Source organism: Pseudomonas entomophila L48 (genome assembly GCF_000026105.1).
Lineage (GTDB): Bacteria > Pseudomonadota > Gammaproteobacteria > Pseudomonadales > Pseudomonadaceae > Aquipseudomonas > Aquipseudomonas entomophila.
In genome coordinates this window covers 471,612-487,500 of sequence record NC_008027.1, presented here as the reverse complement: position 1 = coordinate 487,500, position 15,889 = coordinate 471,612, and the positions used below count along the sequence as shown (strand labels likewise).

18 protein-coding genes (1 of these 18 running past the window's edge) are annotated in these 15,889 nt (G+C 63.0%); 11 read left to right on the top strand and 7 right to left on the bottom strand.

What is annotated here, in order from left to right; all coding sequences use genetic code 11:
* Both PSEEN_RS02135 and PSEEN_RS02130 read left to right on the top strand, forming a co-directional pair.
* A protein-coding gene (locus PSEEN_RS02135) for a peptidoglycan DD-metalloendopeptidase family protein (protein WP_044487569.1) crosses the window boundary here: on the top strand, positions 1-1,182 show its 3' portion. The gene continues 234 nt to the left of window position 1, outside the view; only the last 1,182 of its 1,416 coding nucleotides appear in the window; its start codon lies off the left edge, out of view; it ends in the stop codon at positions 1,180-1,182.
* A gap of 4 nt (positions 1,183-1,186) precedes the next feature.
* Positions 1,187-2,278, top strand: a complete 1,092-nt coding sequence (locus tag PSEEN_RS02130; protein ID WP_011531873.1) for an anhydro-N-acetylmuramic acid kinase — start codon at positions 1,187-1,189, stop codon at positions 2,276-2,278.
* A 60-nt stretch (positions 2,279-2,338) separates the two neighbouring features.
* On the opposite strand, the gene erpA is transcribed toward PSEEN_RS02130, so the two are convergent.
* Positions 2,339-2,689 (bottom strand): iron-sulfur cluster insertion protein ErpA, encoded by a 351-nt coding sequence (erpA, locus tag PSEEN_RS02125; protein WP_011531872.1) that lies wholly within the window; start codon positions 2,687-2,689, stop codon positions 2,339-2,341.
* A gap of 145 nt (positions 2,690-2,834) precedes the next feature.
* Positions 2,835-3,869: an N-acetyl-gamma-glutamyl-phosphate reductase gene (gene argC / locus PSEEN_RS02120; RefSeq protein ID WP_011531871.1), complete on the bottom strand. Its 1,035-nt coding sequence runs from the start codon at positions 3,867-3,869 to the stop codon at positions 2,835-2,837.
* Positions 3,870-4,009: 140 nt separating this feature from the next.
* Here argC and hemJ point away from each other — a divergent pair, with 140 nt between their 5' ends.
* The 7 genes from hemJ to PSEEN_RS02085 all read left to right on the top strand — a co-directional run bounded on the left by hemJ (position 4,010) and on the right by PSEEN_RS02085 (position 8,839).
* Entirely contained in the window at positions 4,010-4,435 is a 426-nt protein-coding gene (gene hemJ, locus PSEEN_RS02115) for a protoporphyrinogen oxidase HemJ (protein WP_044487566.1), read from the top strand.
* A 30-nt stretch (positions 4,436-4,465) separates the two neighbouring features.
* Positions 4,466-5,422 (top strand): NAD(P)H-dependent flavin oxidoreductase, encoded by a 957-nt coding sequence (locus PSEEN_RS02110; RefSeq protein WP_011531869.1) that lies wholly within the window; start codon positions 4,466-4,468, stop codon positions 5,420-5,422.
* Positions 5,423-5,473: 51 nt separating this feature from the next.
* A complete protein-coding gene (locus PSEEN_RS02105; protein ID WP_011531868.1) occupies positions 5,474-6,247 on the top strand; it encodes an SDR family NAD(P)-dependent oxidoreductase in 774 nt (257 codons plus the stop codon).
* 64 nt (positions 6,248-6,311) lie between these two features.
* Positions 6,312-6,650: a histidine triad nucleotide-binding protein gene (locus PSEEN_RS02100; RefSeq protein WP_011531867.1), complete on the top strand. Its 339-nt coding sequence runs from the start codon at positions 6,312-6,314 to the stop codon at positions 6,648-6,650.
* Positions 6,651-6,715: 65 nt separating this feature from the next.
* Positions 6,716-7,363: a 2-polyprenyl-3-methyl-6-methoxy-1,4-benzoquinone monooxygenase gene (coq7, locus tag PSEEN_RS02095; protein WP_011531866.1), complete on the top strand. Its 648-nt coding sequence runs from the start codon at positions 6,716-6,718 to the stop codon at positions 7,361-7,363.
* Between the two features lie 10 nt (positions 7,364-7,373).
* Positions 7,374-8,411, top strand: a complete 1,038-nt coding sequence (locus PSEEN_RS02090) for a hypothetical protein (protein ID WP_011531865.1) — start codon at positions 7,374-7,376, stop codon at positions 8,409-8,411.
* An 8-nt stretch (positions 8,412-8,419) separates the two neighbouring features.
* The gene (locus PSEEN_RS02085) at positions 8,420-8,839 is read left to right on the top strand and encodes a hypothetical protein (protein ID WP_011531864.1); all 420 of its coding nucleotides are present in this window, start codon (positions 8,420-8,422) and stop codon (positions 8,837-8,839) included.
* A gap of 20 nt (positions 8,840-8,859) precedes the next feature.
* On the opposite strand, the gene PSEEN_RS02080 is transcribed toward PSEEN_RS02085, so the two are convergent.
* A complete protein-coding gene (locus PSEEN_RS02080) occupies positions 8,860-9,282 on the bottom strand; it encodes an OsmC family protein (protein ID WP_011531863.1) in 423 nt (140 codons plus the stop codon).
* 189 nt (positions 9,283-9,471) lie between these two features.
* On the opposite strand from PSEEN_RS02080, the gene crp reads away from it, so the two are divergent.
* Entirely contained in the window at positions 9,472-10,116 is a 645-nt protein-coding gene (crp, locus tag PSEEN_RS02075) for a cAMP-activated global transcriptional regulator CRP (RefSeq protein ID WP_011531862.1), read from the top strand.
* Here crp and PSEEN_RS02070 read toward each other — a convergent pair.
* From PSEEN_RS02070 to PSEEN_RS02055, 4 genes are all read right to left on the bottom strand, one after another.
* Positions 10,113-10,817, bottom strand: coding sequence for a lipoate--protein ligase family protein (locus PSEEN_RS02070; protein WP_011531861.1), 705 nt, complete (start codon positions 10,815-10,817; stop codon positions 10,113-10,115). The two genes, crp and PSEEN_RS02070, sit on opposite strands and share 4 nt — an antisense overlap.
* Before the next feature lie 165 nt (positions 10,818-10,982).
* Complete coding sequence (gene trpC / locus PSEEN_RS02065; protein ID WP_011531860.1) at positions 10,983-11,819, bottom strand: indole-3-glycerol phosphate synthase TrpC; 837 nt, start codon at positions 11,817-11,819, stop codon at positions 10,983-10,985.
* Positions 11,816-12,865: an anthranilate phosphoribosyltransferase gene (gene trpD, locus PSEEN_RS02060; RefSeq protein ID WP_011531859.1), complete on the bottom strand. Its 1,050-nt coding sequence runs from the start codon at positions 12,863-12,865 to the stop codon at positions 11,816-11,818. The genes trpC and trpD overlap by 4 nt, the downstream gene beginning before the upstream one ends.
* A gap of 9 nt (positions 12,866-12,874) precedes the next feature.
* Positions 12,875-13,468, bottom strand: a complete 594-nt coding sequence (locus tag PSEEN_RS02055) for an aminodeoxychorismate/anthranilate synthase component II (RefSeq protein ID WP_011531858.1) — start codon at positions 13,466-13,468, stop codon at positions 12,875-12,877.
* Between the two features lie 377 nt (positions 13,469-13,845).
* Here PSEEN_RS02055 and estP point away from each other — a divergent pair, with 377 nt between their 5' ends.
* Entirely contained in the window at positions 13,846-15,747 is a 1,902-nt protein-coding gene (gene estP, locus PSEEN_RS02050; RefSeq protein ID WP_011531856.1) for an esterase EstP, read from the top strand.
* The last annotated feature ends 142 nt before the right edge of the window (positions 15,748-15,889 follow it).

The window sequence follows — 15,889 nt, the reverse complement described above, 5'->3', positions numbered from 1 at the left end:
CAGATCGAAGGCGATGAGGCGGACACTGCCCAGACCAAAAGCGAACCCACGCCTGTCGCCAAGCAAGAAGAGAAGGCACCAGGCCATCGTGAAGTGGTCGTCTCCCGTGGCGATACGCTTTCCACCCTGTTCAACAAGGTCGGCCTGCCTGCCAACGCCGTCCACGACATCCTCGCCAGTAACAAGCAGGCCAAGCAGTTCAGCCAGCTCAAGCATGGCCAGGTGCTGCAGTTCGAACTGGACAAAGATGGCCAGTTGACCAGCCTGCACAGCAAGGTCAGCAATCTCGAAACCATTCGCCTGACCCGCACCGACAAGGGCTTCACCTTCGATCGCGAAGTCAGCAAGCCGGTGGTGCGTACCGCCTACGCGCACGGCGTGATCAAGAGCTCGTTGTCAGCCTCGGCCCAGCGCGCAGGGCTGTCCCATAGCATGACCATGGACATGGCCAAGATCCTCGGCTACGACATCGACTTCGCCCAGGACATCCGCCCAGGCGACGAATTCGACGTGGTCTACGAGCAGAAGATGATGGATGGCAAGGTGGTCGGCACCGGCAGCATCCTCTCCGCCCGCTTCACCAACCGCGGCAAGACCTACACCGCCGTGCGCTACACCAACAAGCAGGGCAACACCAACTACTACACCGCCGACGGCAATAGCCTGCGCAAGGCGTTCATCCGCACCCCGGTGGACTTCGCCCGCATCAGTTCGCGTTTCTCCGCTGGCCGCAAGCACCCAATCCTCAACAAGATCCGCGCCCACAAAGGCGTGGACTACGCCGCCCCCCGCGGGACCCCAATCAAGGCCGCCGGCGATGGCCGCATCGAACTCGCAGGCCGCCGCGGTGGCTATGGCAATACCGTGATCATTGCCCACGGCAACTCCTACAAGACGCTCTACGGTCATATGCAGGGCTTCGCCAAGGGCATCAAGACCGGTGGCAGCGTGAAGCAAGGCCAGATCATCGGCTACATCGGCACCACCGGCTTGTCGACCGGCCCACACCTGCACTACGAGTTCCAGGTCAATGGCGTGCACGTCGACCCGCTGAGCCAGAAGGTGCCGATGGCTGACCCAATCGCCAAGGCCGAACGCGCACGCTTCAATCAGCAGAGCCAACCCCTGATCGCCCGCATGGATCAGGAAAAGGCCACCCTGCTCGCTGCCAACAAGCGCTGACGGCATGGCGCTCTACCTGGGAGTGATGTCCGGCACCAGCCTCGATGGGCTGGACATCGCCCTGATCGAACAACACGAGCAGCCAAAGCTGCTCGCCACCCACTACATCCCCATGCCCGCCGATCTCCGCCAGGATTTGCTCGGCCTTTGCGCCAGCGGACCGGACGAGATTGCGCGTGCAGCCCTGGCGGAGAATCGCTGGGCCAGCCTTGCTGCCCACGGCATCAACCACCTGCTGGCCACTCAAGGCTTGAAGCCTGATGCTATTCGCGCCATCGGCAGCCATGGTCAGACCATCCGCCATGAACCCGCTCGCGGTTTTACCGTGCAGATCGGCAACCCGGCATTGCTCGCCGAACTGACCGGCATCTGCGTGGTGGGTGATTTTCGCCGACGGGACGTGGCAGCAGGAGGCCAGGGTGCGCCGCTGGTACCGGCCTTTCACGAGGCCCTGTTTGGGCATCTCGGCCAGCGAGTCGCCATCTTGAATGTGGGCGGCTTTAGCAACCTGAGCTTGATCGAGCAGAACAAACCGGTGCATGGCTTCGACTGCGGGCCTGGCAACGTACTGCTGGACGCCTGGGTCGAACGCAAGCAGGGCCTGGCTTTTGATGCCAATGGCAGCTGGGCGGCCAGTGGTGCAGTCCAGCCTGCCCTGCTTGAGGCGCTGCTGAGTGATCCATTCTTTGCCGGGAGCGGCCCGAAGAGTACTGGCCGCGAAGTGTTCAACCTGCCCTGGCTGGATACGCATCTTGCGCGCCTGCCTGCTTACAGAGACGAAGATGTCCAGGCCACCCTACTGGAACTGACTGCTGCCAGCATCATCGATTCGCTGCGCCAGGCCCAGGACGCTACCGAGTCGTTGCTGGTGTGCGGCGGGGGCGCACGCAATGGAGCGCTGATGGCCCGCCTGTCCGCATTGATGCCCTCGGCGCAGGTTGCCAGCACTGCGGCACATGGTGTGGACCCTGACTGGGTAGAAGCCATGGCCTTCGCCTGGCTGGCCCACTGCTGCCTGGAGGGCATCCCTGCCAACCGCCCCAGCGTGACCGCCGCCAAAGGCTTGCGCATCCTAGGCGCCATCTACCCGGCATAGCCACCTTGCAGAATGCAAAACGCCGCGCAATTGCGCGGCGCTTTCATTGCAGCACGACAATCAGATCGAGAACGACGAACCGCAACCACAAGTAGTGGTGGCATTCGGGTTCTTGATCACGAAGCGCGAGCCTTCCAGGCCTTCCTGGTAGTCCACTTCGGCGCCAGCGAGGTACTGGAAGCTCATCGGATCGACCACCAGTGCGACACCCTCACGCTCGACGATGGTGTCGTCCTCGGCCACGTCCTCATCGAAGGTGAAGCCGTACTGGAAGCCCGAGCAACCACCGCCGGTCACGAATACCCGCAGCTTCAGACGGTCATTGCCCTCTTCGCTTACCAGAGTCTTCACCTTGTGCGCAGCCCCTGGGGTGAACTCCAAAGCCGTGGGGGTGAAGGATTCGACGCTCATGTTGATTCTCCCGGCGCAGTGCCGCCATAAAACTCGATGTCGCGCATTATCCGCTTCTCCGAGAAAATCGGTCAAGAATTGTGCGGCTTTAGTCGCGCCCATGAAAAAGGCCCGCGCAGGGCGGGCCTTGATGCTCGGCGGCTGCTTACGGCAACAGGCCTGCGTGGGCCAGCCCCATGCGCTCGTCCAGGCCGAACAGAATGTTCAGGTTCTGTACCGCCTGTCCGGAAGCGCCCTTGACCAGGTTGTCGATCACCGACAACACCACCACGAGATCTCCTCCCTGCGGCCGATGCACGGCGATGCGGCAGACGTTGGCGCCGCGCACGCTACGGGTTTCCGGATGGCTGCCGGCCGGCATCACGTCGACGAACGGTTCGTTGGCATAGCGCTTCTCGAAAAGCGCCTGCAGGTCCACGGAGGTGTCGGCGACCGTGGCGTACAGGGTGGCGTGAATGCCGCGGATCATCGGAGTCAGGTGCGGCACGAAGGTCAAGCCGACATCCTTGCCCGCCGCCAGGCGAAGGCCCTGGCTGATTTCCGGCAGGTGACGATGACCTTTGACTGCATAGGCCTTCATGCTTTCGCCTGCCTCACAGAACAATGAGCCCACCGCTGCGCCACGGCCGGCACCACTCACACCCGACTTGCAGTCGGCGATCAGGCGCGCTGGGTCGGCCAGGCCAGCTTCCAGCAGCGGCAGGAAGCCCAGTTGGGTGGCGGTCGGGTAGCAGCCGGGCACGGCGATCAGGCGGGCCTGACGGATCTTCTCGCGGTTCACTTCGGGTAGGCCATAGACCGCATCCTTGAGCAGTTCGGGTGCGCCATGTGGCTGGCCGTACCACTTGCCCCATTCAGCGGCGTCCTGCAGGCGGAAGTCGGCGGACAGGTCGATGACCTTGGTCCCCGCCGCCAGCAATTCACCGGCCAGGGCGTGGGCGACCCCGTGCGGGGTGGCGAAGAACACCACGTCGCAGGCGCCGAGGGTCTTGCTGTCGGGCACGCTGAAGGTCAGCCCGTCGTAATGGCCGCGCAGGTTCGGGTACATGTCGGCAACCGCCACGCCCGCCTCGGAACGCGAAGTGATCACCGCCACTTCGGCCTGTGGGTGCTGCGCCAGCAGACGAAGCAGTTCGACACCGGTGTAGCCCGTGCCGCCAACGATACCGACCTTGATCATAACGCTTGCCCCTTATCAACGAACCGACTGGAAAGCGCACGATAATAGGGGCGCGAAAGGCCTGTAACAACTCTTGGGATGTCCCTTCGGGCGCTGGGACTCTACTATCTGACGACCGTGAAAACCTGAAGGAACTCCCCATGCTCTATCTATGGATCAAGGCGCTGCATATCGTCAGCGTGGTCTGCTGGTTCGCCGGTCTGTTCTACCTGCCACGCCTGTTCGTGTACCACGCCCAGAGCCAGGACAGCATCAGCCTGGACCGCTTCGTCACCATGGAACGCAAGCTATACCGGGGCATCATGAACCCGGCGATGATCGCCACCTACGTGTTCGGCGGCTGGATGCTGTACCTCAACCCCGGCTGGCTGAGCCAGGGCTGGCTGCACGCCAAGCTGACACTGGTCGCCCTGCTTACCGTCTACCATCACATGTGCGGCGCCCAGCGCAAACGCTTCGCCGCGGGCAGCAACACCCGCGGCCATGTCTACTACCGTTGGTTCAACGAAGTGCCCGTCCTCATCTTGCTGGGTATCGTAATTCTCGTGGTGGTCAAACCGTTCTGACGGTAAACCACCGCCTACAGGAGTTTCGCCATGTCCCTGCCCGCTTCGCTCGAACAACGCCTGCGCTTGCCGCTGGTGGCCGCACCGATGTTCCTGATTTCCAACCCGCAGTTGGTGCTGGCGTGCTGCGCAAATGGTGTAGTGGGCAGCTTTCCCGCGCTCAACCAGCGTGACAGTGCGGGCTTCAAGGACTGGCTGGAACAGATCGAGGCTGGGCTGGCGCAACTGCAGGCACCAGCGCCCTTTGCGGTGAACCTGATCGTGCACCAGAGCAACCCGCGCCTGCAGGCCGACCTGGCACTGTGCGTCGAGCATCGCGTGCCGATCGTCATCACCAGCCTGGGGGCGGTAAAAGAGGTGGTGGATGCAGTACACAGCTATGGCGGCCTGGTGTTTCACGACGTGACCACACGTCGCCACGCCGAGAAAGCCGCCGAAGCCGGTGTTGATGGGCTGATTGCCGTGGCTGCGGGGGCCGGCGGCCATGCCGGGACCTGGAGCCCGTTCGCGCTGGTTGCGGAAATCCGCCAGTTCTTCGACAAGACTATCCTGCTGGCGGGTTGCCTCAATCACGGCAACCAATTGCTGGCTGCTCAGATACTGGGAGCCGACCTGGGCTACATGGGCACGCGCTTTATCGCCACCCGGGAGAGCCAGGCCCAGGAGGCCTACAAACAGATGATCCTGGGTGCAGGCGCAGCCGACATCGTGCATACCCCGGCAGTCTCCGGTATCCCGGCCAGCTTCCTGCGCCAGAGCCTGGAGCAGGCCGGGTACGATCTCGGCACCCTGAAGAGCAACCATGAGACAGGCAAGCTCAAGCCACTGGACGACGAGGCAAAGGCGTGGAAAACCGTCTGGTCCGCCGGCCAGGGCGTTGGCGAGATCCACGACCTGCCTGGTGTCGCCGAGCTGATCGAGCGTCTGCGCGACGAATACCAGGCGGCCCTTGATCGTAGCCAGCAGCTACGCGGCAACGCCTTGTAGCAAATCGGCCAGGCTGTACACTAGGCGCCCCTCACGCCCCAGGAGCCTTGCATGACCCGTTACGCCATGATCACTGGAGCTTCCAGCGGCCTGGGCCTTGCCCTGGCGGAGGCACTGGCGCGGCGCGGGCGCAACCTGATCCTGGTGGCACGCCAGCGCGAGACGCTGGAACCGGTGGCCATCGAGCTCACCCAACGATTCGGGGTCGAAGTGCTGTTCCGTGCCTGCGATCTCAGCCAGCCCTTGCGCCTGTCGGGCTTCGTACTTGAACTGGAGGAAGGCGAGCGGCGTATCGATCTGCTGGTGAACTGCGCGGGGCAGCGCACCTACGGGCCGTTTCTCGCCCATGAATGGGCTGACGAGCAGGACCTGCTCGAGGTCAACATCCTCGCCCTGAGCCGCTTGTGCCATGCCATTGGTAACCTGATGGCCATACAGGGTGGCGGGCAGATTCTCAATGTCGCGGGGCTTGCCGGCGTCGCACCCGGCCCCTGGATGGCCGCTTATGCCGCCAGCAAGGCCTATGTGCTGAGCTTTTCCGAAGCGTTGCGCGAGGAACTTCGGCGTACTGGGATCAAGGTCTCGGTATTGTGCCCTGGGCCTGTACACTCGTCACGGCGCAGCATCCCGAGGCTCGATGGCAGCCCTAGCCCCGAGGAAATTGCCCTGTATACCGTCCGCGCCCTGGACAAGAACCGCGCACTGATCATGCCAGGCCGACGCAACCGCTGGCTGGCCTTCGCCCCGCGCCTGCTACCCCGCTGGCTGGCACGCAAACTGGCCGGGGTGATCCATCGACGCTACTGCCCGGTCGGCATGGAATAACCACTGGGCGAGCGGCATCGGGCTCAGTACACTCGGCCCGGACACTCACCATGGAGCAAGTGCTGTGGACGATCTATTCCTCAAAATCATCAACCGGGAAATCCCGGCGGATATCATCTACGAAGATGACCAGATTCTGGCCTTCAAGGATATCGCCCCCGCGGCGCCGGTACATTTCCTGGTCATACCGAAGAAACACATCCGCACCCTCAACGACCTGACCGAAGAGGACAAGGCCCTGGCCGGCCACATCCTGTTCACCGCCCAGCGCCTGGCCGTCGAGCAGGGCTGCGAGGAAGGTTTCCGGGTGGTCATGAACTGCAACCCGAAAGGCGGCCAGACCGTCTACCACATCCACATGCATGTGCTCGGCCAGCGCCAGATGCACTGGCCACCGGGCTGATCCAAGGCAAGCTCGGTTCAACCGATTGCGGTAAACTGTCGGGCACACTCTTGCGGAGGTGCCCGATGGCTACCGAACGTCACTATTCGCCGCTCGACCGCTTGTTGCTGCAGGCCGATACCGCCATGCGCACCTTGCTGCCCTTCAGCGGCCAACCTGCCCGCCCCTCTCCAGCGATCATCCAGCCAGACGCTGAACTCGACGAGCAGCAGACCCGCCACATCGCCGGCCTGATGCGCATCAACCACACTGGTGAAGTCTGCGCCCAGGCGCTCTATCAGGGCCAGGCCCTGACCGCCAAGCTACCCCAGGTGCGCAAGGCGATGGAGCATGCGGCCGAAGAAGAAATCGACCACCTGGCCTGGTGCGAGCAGCGTATTCGCCAACTCAACAGCCACCCCAGCGTGCTCAATCCATTGTTCTATGGCATGTCCTTCGGCATCGGCGCCCTCGCCGGCCTGGTCAGCGACAAGGTCAGCCTGGGTTTCGTCGCGGCTACCGAACATCAGGTATGCAAGCACCTGGACGAGCACCTGGAGCAGATCCCCGAGAACGACGGCAAGTCCCGCGCAATCCTCGAGCAGATGCGCGTCGATGAAGAGCATCATGCAGAATCCGCCCTGGAAGCCGGCGGCTACCGCTTCCCGGCACCGGTCCGCTTCGGCATGAGCCTGCTGGCCAAGGTCATGACCAAGAGCACCTACCGCATCTGAGGTAACCCGAATGGAACGCTTCGACGCCAAGGACCTGGCACGCGCCGTGAGCGCCGGGATACTGCAGCCCGGCCAGGACCGGGCATTGCTGGACTTCCTGCGCCAGCAGCCACAGACCTCCGGCAGCTTCCAGTTGGCTCACGTTGCGTTCTATTTCGGCGCCCTGCTGATCATGGGTGCCATGGGCTGGTTGCTCACCGAAGCCTGGATGCGCATCGGCGACTCTGCGCTGCTGGCCATGGCGCTGCTCTACATTGCCGCGATCACCCTGTTCGCCCTGTCACTGCAACGCCGAGGCCAACCCATCGCCGCAGGAGTACTGGCGGCGGTGGCGGTCAGCATCGTGCCGCTGGCGGTGTTCGCCATCGAGCGTTTGCTCGGTTGGTGGCCAATGGATGATGCCCAGGTCGACTATCACCAGTACTACACCTATGTGCAGGGCGGTTGGCTGTTCATGGAGGCGGCAACCGTACTCGCCGGCCTGCTGATGCTGCGCCTGGTGCCCTTCCCTTTCATTGTCATGCCGATTGCCGTGGCGCTATGGTTCATGTCGATGGACCTCACCGAATGGTTTTACGGCGATGTCTTCGACTGGGAGCAACGCCGTACCGTTTCGTTATGGTTCGGCCTTGGCATGCTGCTGGTGTTTCTCGTGGTGGACGGGCGTACCGAGCGCGATTACGCCTTCTGGGGGTACCTCGCCGGGCTGGCGGCATTCTGGGGCGGGCTGACGCTGATGGATAGCGGCAGCGAATGGGGCAAGTTCGTGTACTGCCTGATCAATCTGGGCCTGATGGGCCTGGCTGTGCTTTTGCGCAGGCCGGTGTTCATGGTGTTCGGAGCGATGGGGGTGGCGGCTTACCTTGGGTACCTTTCCTACGAAGTATTCGCCGACTCCCTGCTGTTCCCTGTAGTACTGACCCTGATCGGCCTCGCGGTTATCGGGCTGGGCGTGCTCTACCAGAAGCGGCGGGAAGCATTGAGCGCACACCTGCGAGCAAAAGTGCCTGCCAGCCTTTTGCACCTGCTCCCAGCGTTGCGCCGTTGAGCGTTCGAATGTTCATCGCCCGCCTGTTGCAAGGCCTGGGGCTGATTCTGGTTGCCTACCTCTTCGTTTGCCTGATGACCGCTAGCCTCAGGCAAACCGGGTTCAGCCTGGAGCGGCCTTATCTCGTCGAGCCCAATAGCAACAGCGCGCTCGAACTGCTGCTCTTCACCGCCCCGGTGCAACTGATGTTCCTTCTACTCGGCTGCTTTATCCACAGCCGTCGAACGCTCATCGGCGTTTTTGTGTTGCTTGCGATCATCGTTGCGCAGTTGCAGTGCGTGAACTTTGCCGAAAGCTACGGCAGCACCTGGAGCGACCTGGAACTGGTCATGTTGCTGGGCGTGAACGGGCATTGGTTGTTGCTCGCCCTCATCCCTGGGCTCGCACTGCTGCTTGGCGTTGAGCGACTCCGCAAACGGAGCGCCTGAGCCTCAGGCGCTCCTGCACGTCACGCGAGTTCGACGATTTCGTAACCGTGGGTGATCTCGACGCCCGCGCGGTCCAGCATGATCGAGGCAGAGCAATACTTCTCGGCCGACAGCTCCACCGCACGCTTGACCTGCGCCTCCTTCAACCCGCGCCCCTTGACCACGAAGTTGAGATGGATCTTGGTGAACACCTTAGGGTCTTCAGTGGCACGTTCGGCCTCCAGGAAGGCTTCGCAGCTTTCCACGGCCTGGCGCGACTTCTTCAGGATACTGACCACGTCGAAGCTACTGCAGCCACCGAGGCCCAACAGCAGCATCTCCATCGGGCGCACGCCCAGGTTGCGGCCACCGGCTTCGGGTGGGCCGTCCATCACGACGACATGGCCGCTCCCCGACTCGCCGAGGAACATCGCTTCACCGGCCCACTGGATGCGTGCCTTCATCTATCCGGACTCCCAATTTCGTAAAAGGGTGCCAGCTTAGTCCTTGTGGCGCTGTCGGAAAAGCTCAAGACACGTCGCTTTTATGCCGATACAAGCGAAAGTGTCTGATAAGCTGGCGCCAAATGCCTGGCGCATCGCACCAGGCCAACTCTATAAAAGCCAATGCGTCGCATCGAACAGGATTTCGTGATGGTCTCCTCAGCCCTTCCCGCCAAGATCAAGAACATCGACAAGCTGCTCGGGCACTGCCAGCGCCGCCGTTATGCGGCCAAGAGCAACATCATCTGCGCGGGCGACCGGGCCGAAACGCTGTCGTTCATCGTCAAGGGTTCGGTGACCATCCTCATCGAGGATGACGAAGGCCACGAAATGATCATCGCCTACCTCAACAACGGCGATTTCTTTGGCGAGCTGGGCCTGTTCGAGCCGGTTGGCCAGGAGCACCAGCGCAGTGCCTGGGTGCGCGCCAAGACCGAATGCGAAGTAGCCGAGATCAGCTATGACAAGTTTCGCGAACTGGCCCGCCAGGACCCGGAAATCCTTTATGCGCTCGGCAGCCAGATGGCCCAGCGCCTGCGCAATACCACACGCAAGGTGGGTGACCTGGCCTTCTTCGATGTGACCGGTCGGGTTGCCCGCTGCCTGCTCGAACTGTGCAAGCAACCCGACGCCATGACCCACCCCGACGGCATGCAGATCAAGATCACCCGCCAGGAGATTGGCCGGATCGTCGGTTGCTCCCGTGAAATGGTCGGCCGCGTGCTCAAGGACCTCGAGGAACGCAGCCTGGTGCAGGTCAAGGGCAAGACCATGGTGGTCTACGGTACCCGTTAATCCCTCGGCAATGCCCCGATCACATCGGCATAAGCCTGGTTGAGGCGCTCGAACCAAGGTACCTCGGGCACCACTTCATGCAGGGCGATGTGGCTGTCGGCACGGCAGCGTTGCTCAAGTTCACAGCACTCGTTGAAGCGGTTCACTGCCGCCACCATCGATTCGCGCTCGTTATCCAGCAACAACGCCCCATGCACCAGCACCACCGGGCGCTTGCCACCCAGGCCCTGGCGCCAGCGCTGGGCGGTGCCGACCAGTTTGCGGCCATTGAGGTTGACGTTGTAGCGGCCGTCACAGAATGCGCCGTCGATTTCACCGACCGAAGCTACCCCGCCCCATTCGCGCAACACATCACATAACGGCAGGCACAGGCGCTCGTAGGCGCTCTCGATCCGCCCATGGTCACCTTCGCTGCGCGGCGCCACGTAGACCAGCGCTATGTTCACCGTGGCGTGGGACTGCGGTACCGGCTCGCCACCGGTTTCACGCAGCAACACAGGCCAGCTGGCGATCGCCAGCTCGGCACAGGCGGCCTCGAAATTGTCCAGGCGGCTCATGCGCCGCGGCATCACCAGGGCGTGGTCGGTCGGGCGCCAGAACAGCACACCGGACTCGCGTTCACCACGGCACACGGCAGCCAGCAGGTCCTGCTCGGCGTGCAGGCCTTGCTCGACGGTCAGGGCCAGGGGTTGATCGGTCATTGATCCACCTTTGATGTTGTTCTCTCGGCCCCCTTCGCGGGTAAACCCGCTCCCACAGGTGCCATACAACCCTGAAAGCAGTGGGGAACCTGTAGGAGCGGGTTTACCCGCGAAGGGGCCATGGCATACAAACAAAAAAGCCGGCAAACGCCGGCTTCGATTCGATCAGTCCAGAGGCTGAACCACTGCTTTCTTCACTTGGTCAGGGAAAAACAGCCGCTGCAGTTCCACTCCCGGCTGCTCGGCGCGCATGAAGGCTTCACCGACCAGGAACGAATACACTTCGTTGATTTCCATCAGCTCGACATCGGCACGGTTGAGGATGCCGCTCTCGGTGATGGCCAGGCGATCGCGCGGAATGCGCGGCAGCAGGTCAAGGGTGGTCTCGAGGCTGACGTCGAAGGTGTGCAGGTTGCGGTTGTTGACCCCGACCAGTGGCGTGTCCAGGGTCTTCAACGCACGCTCCAGCTCATCACCGTCGTGCACTTCCACCAGCACATCGAGGCCGACATCCTTGGCCGTGGCGGCCAACTCGGCCATTTTTACATCGTCGAGCGCCGAAACAATCAGCAGCACACAGTCGGCACCCAGGGCACGGGCTTCGACGATCTGGTACGGATCGACCATGAAGTCCTTGCGGATCACCGGCAACGAAACCGCAGCGCGGGCCTGTTGCAGATAGACGTCGGCACCTTGGAAGTAGTCCACGTCGGTCAGCACGGAGAGGCAGGTCGCACCGCCCTTCTCGTAGCTGACGGCGATGTCTGCTGGCACGAAGTTTTCGCGGATCACGCCCTTGCTGGGCGAGGCCTTCTTGATCTCGGCAATCACCGCCGGCTTCTTGCGCTTGGCCTGCTCGATCAGGGCCTTGGCAAAGCCACGCGGCGCATCGGCCGACTTGGCCATGGCCTCGAGCTCGGCGAGGCTGACGCGTGCGCTACGCTCGGCCACTTCCTGGAACTTGCGGGCGATGATCCTTTCCAGCACCGTCGGGACACTCATGCTTCGTTCTCCACCTTGAATACCGCGGTAAACGCACCCAGCTCCTGCAGTTTTTCCCAGGCCAGCCCGGTGTGCAGCACGTCGTGGGCCAGTTCCACACCTTGCGCCAGGGTCATTGCATGGTCGGCGGCATACAGGGCGGCGCCGGCATTGAGTACGATCATCTCGGCGGCTTTCTGCCCGTTCTCGGTCTTGCGCCGGCCCAGCGCGTCACGGATCAGTTCCAGCGACGCTTGCGGGCCTTCGACGGCCAGACCGTGCAGGCTCTGGCTCTTCATGCCGAGATCTTCCGGTTCGACCCAGTACTCGGTGATCTGGTCATTCTTCAGTTCGGCGACGAAGGTCGGCGCGGCCAGGCTGAACTCGTCCAGGCCGTCCTTCGAATGCACCACCAGCACATGCTTGCTGCCCAGGCGCTGCAGCACTTCGGCCAATGGACGGCACAGGGCCTGCGTGAAGACCCCGACCACCTGGTGTTTCACGCCGGCCGGATTCGTAAGCGGGCCGAGCATGTTGAACAGGGTACGCAGGCCCAGGTCACGGCGCGGCCCAGCTGCGTGCTTCATGGCGCTGTGGTGGGTCTGGGCGAACATGAAGCCGATGCCCAGGCTGTCGATGCAACGCGCCACCTGGACCGGCGTCAGGTTCAGGTAGATGCCGGCGGCCTCCAGCAGGTCGGCGCTGCCGCTCTTGCCGGAAACCGCGCGGTTGCCATGCTTGGCCACGGTGCAACCGGCCGCCGCGATAACGAAGGCCGACGCGGTGGACACGTTGAAGATGTTGGCGCCATCGCCGCCGGTGCCGACGATGTCGACCACGCCGTCGAGGCTCTTGAGCTCGACCTTGTCGGCCAGCTCACGCATCACCGACACCGCGCCGACGATCTCGTCGATGCTTTCGCTTTTCATGCGCATCCCCATGAGGAAGGCGCCGATCTGCGCCTCGCTGCACTGGCCGGTCATGATCTGGCGCATGACGTCACGCATTTCCTCGGTGGACAGGTCCAGGTGGCCGACGATACGGCTCAAAGCACTCTTGATATCCATGATCGATCCTTAACGGCGGCCGCCGGTCTGCTTGAGGAAGTTGGCGAACAGTTCATGGCCCTGCTCGGTGAGGATGGACTCGGGGTGGAACTGTACCCCTTCCACATTCAGCGTTTTATGACGCAGGCCCATGATCTCGTCGACCGAGCCGTCTTCGTGGGCGGTCCAGGCGGTGACTTCCAGGCAGTCAGGCAGTGTTTCGCGCTTGACCACCAGCGAGTGGTAGCGGGTGACGGTGAGCGGGTTGTTCAAACCGGCGAACACGCCCAGGTCACGGTGGAACACCGGGCTGGTCTTGCCGTGCATTACCTGGCGTGCGCGCACTACGTCACCACCGAAGGCCTGGCCGATGGACTGGTGGCCGAGGCAGACGCCCAGGATGGGCAGCTTGCCGGCGAAATGCAGGATGGCCTCGATGGACACACCCGCCTCGCTGGGCGTGCAAGGGCCGGGGGATACGACAATGCGCTCGGGGTTGAGGGCTTCGATCTGGGCGATGGTCATTTCGTCGTTGCGAATGACCTTGACCTCGGCACCCAGCTCGCCAAGGTATTGCACGACGTTGTAGGTGAAGGAGTCGTAGTTGTCGATCATCAGTAACATCTGGAACGAACCTCTTGAATACTGACTTTTGATTCGAGCCTTCCACTGCCGATCACAGGTGCGCGAACAGGTGCGCAACAAGGCGGCAGGTGAAACGAACGGAAGGCAAACGGGGGCGGGCCGGGTCAACCGGCAAGAGATAAAGTCAGGCGCGCCAACGCCAACGGGCGATGGCCTTGATCACGTGCATCAAGAGTTTGCTGACGATCAACACAGGGTAGGTCTCGTTCATACGTTCCGGCACAGTAGCCTACCGTGGCGACGGGCGCAATATGCCCGTAAACACGGGGAAACGAATGGAACGGTAGGCAAAGACCGGGAATTTGCTAAGGTCATTCGGCTTGTCCCGATAAAAACAATGAAAAGGATATCCCTGCATGCTCAAGGCTCCCTTCCTGCGCACTTCACTCGCAACCCTCGTGTTCGCCTGCAGCCAAGCCATCGCCGCGCCCTCCCCCTATAGCTCCCTGATCGTCTTCGGCGACAGCCTGAGCGACGCCGGGCAGTTTCCCGACCTGACCGGTGGCACCGCAGGCATGCGCTTCACCAACCGTGACGCCAACGGCAACTATGCGCCGGTGTCGCCCATGATCCTCGGCGGCAGGTTAGGCCTCAGCGACGGCTCGCTCGGTCCCTCGACGTCATTGACCAACCAGCTGCGCGGCATACCGGACGGCAACAACTGGGCGGTCGGCGGCTACACCACGCAGCAGATCCTCGACTCGATCACCACTACCTCGAAAGCGGTCATCCCGCCAGGGCAACCCGGCTCCGGTACGGTGCTGCGCCAACGGCCCGGCTACCTGGCCAACGGCCTGGGCGCCGACCCGAATGCCCTGTACTACCTGACCGGCGGCGGCAACGACTTCCTCCAGGGCCTGGTCACCAGCCCGGCCACCGCCGCTGCCGCTGGAGCCCGCCTGGCCGCCAGTGCCGAGGCGCTACAACAGGCAGGTGCACGCTACATCATGGTGTGGCTGCTGCCCGACCTGGGCCAGACACCAAGCTTCAGTGGCACGCCACAACAGGGCCCGCTGTCGCAACTGTCCAGCGTGTTCAATCAGTCGCTGGTCAGCCAGCTTGCTGGCATCGACGCCGAGATCATTCCCCTGAACATACCGGTGCTGCTCCAGGAAGCCCTGGCCAGCCCCGCACAGTTCGGCCTGGCCACCGGTCAGAACCTGGTCGGTACCTGCTACAGCGGCGGTAACTGCGTGGGCAACCCTGTCTATGGCGCCAACGGCACAACACCCGACCCGACCAAGCTGTTGTTCAATGACTCCGTGCACCCGACCATCGCCGGCCAGCAGCTAATCGCCGACTACGGCTATTCGATCCTCGCCGCACCGTGGGAACTGACCCTCCTGCCCGAAATTGCCCACGCCAGTGTCCGCGCCCACCAGGACGAGCTGCGCAACCAGTGGCAAACACCCTGGCAAGCGGTCGGGCAGTGGCAAGCCTTTGTGGCCACCGGCGCACAGGACCTGGATTTCGGCAGCCAACGCAGCGCCGCCAGCGGTGATGGCCGGGGCTACAACCTGACCCTGGGTGGCAGCTACCGCCTCGATGATGCCTGGCGGCTGGGCCTGGCTGCGGGCGTGTACCGGCAGAAGCTCGAAGTGGGCCAGCAGGACTCGGACTACAAGCTCGACAGCTACCTTGCCAGCGCCTTCGCCCAGTACCGCCAGGGCCGCTGGTGGGCCGACGCGGCGCTGACTGCCGGGCACCTGGACTACCGGGATCTCAAGCGCACTTTCGCCCTGGGCGTGAACGACCGCAGTGAGAAAGGCGACACCGACGGCGAGGCCTGGGCCGTCACCGGCCGGCTGGGCTACAACCTGGCGGCCGAGGGCAGCGACTGGCAGCTGGCACCGTTCGTCAGCGCCGACTATGCACGGGTCAAGGTGGATGGCTATGACGAGAAGAGCGGACGCTCGACGGCGCTCGGCTTCGATGACCAGGAGCGCACGTCACGGCGCCTGGGCGTCGGGATGTTGGGTAGCGTGCAGGTGTTGCAGGGCACGAAGCTGTTCGCCGAGGTCGCCCGGGAGCATGAGTTCGAGGATGACCAACAGGACCTGAGCATGCACCTGACCACGCTACCGGCCAATGACTTCACCCTGACCGGCTACACACCACACAGCAACCTGACCCGCGCCAGCCTGGGAGTGACTCATGAACTGGCGCCGGGGGTGAACCTGCGGGGGAACTACAACTGGCGCAAGAGTGACGAGCTAAGGCAGCAGGGGGTGAGCCTGGCGGTTAGCGTCGACTTCTAAGTGGAGGTTCGCCGGCAAGTCGGCCTTCATGGATAAAACCGTAACCGATTTGGCACGACCTCTGTAGGAGCGGCTTTAGCCGCGATCACACGCAAAGCGGAGATCCGACACCGCGTTGCCTGAATCGCGGCTAAAGCCGCTC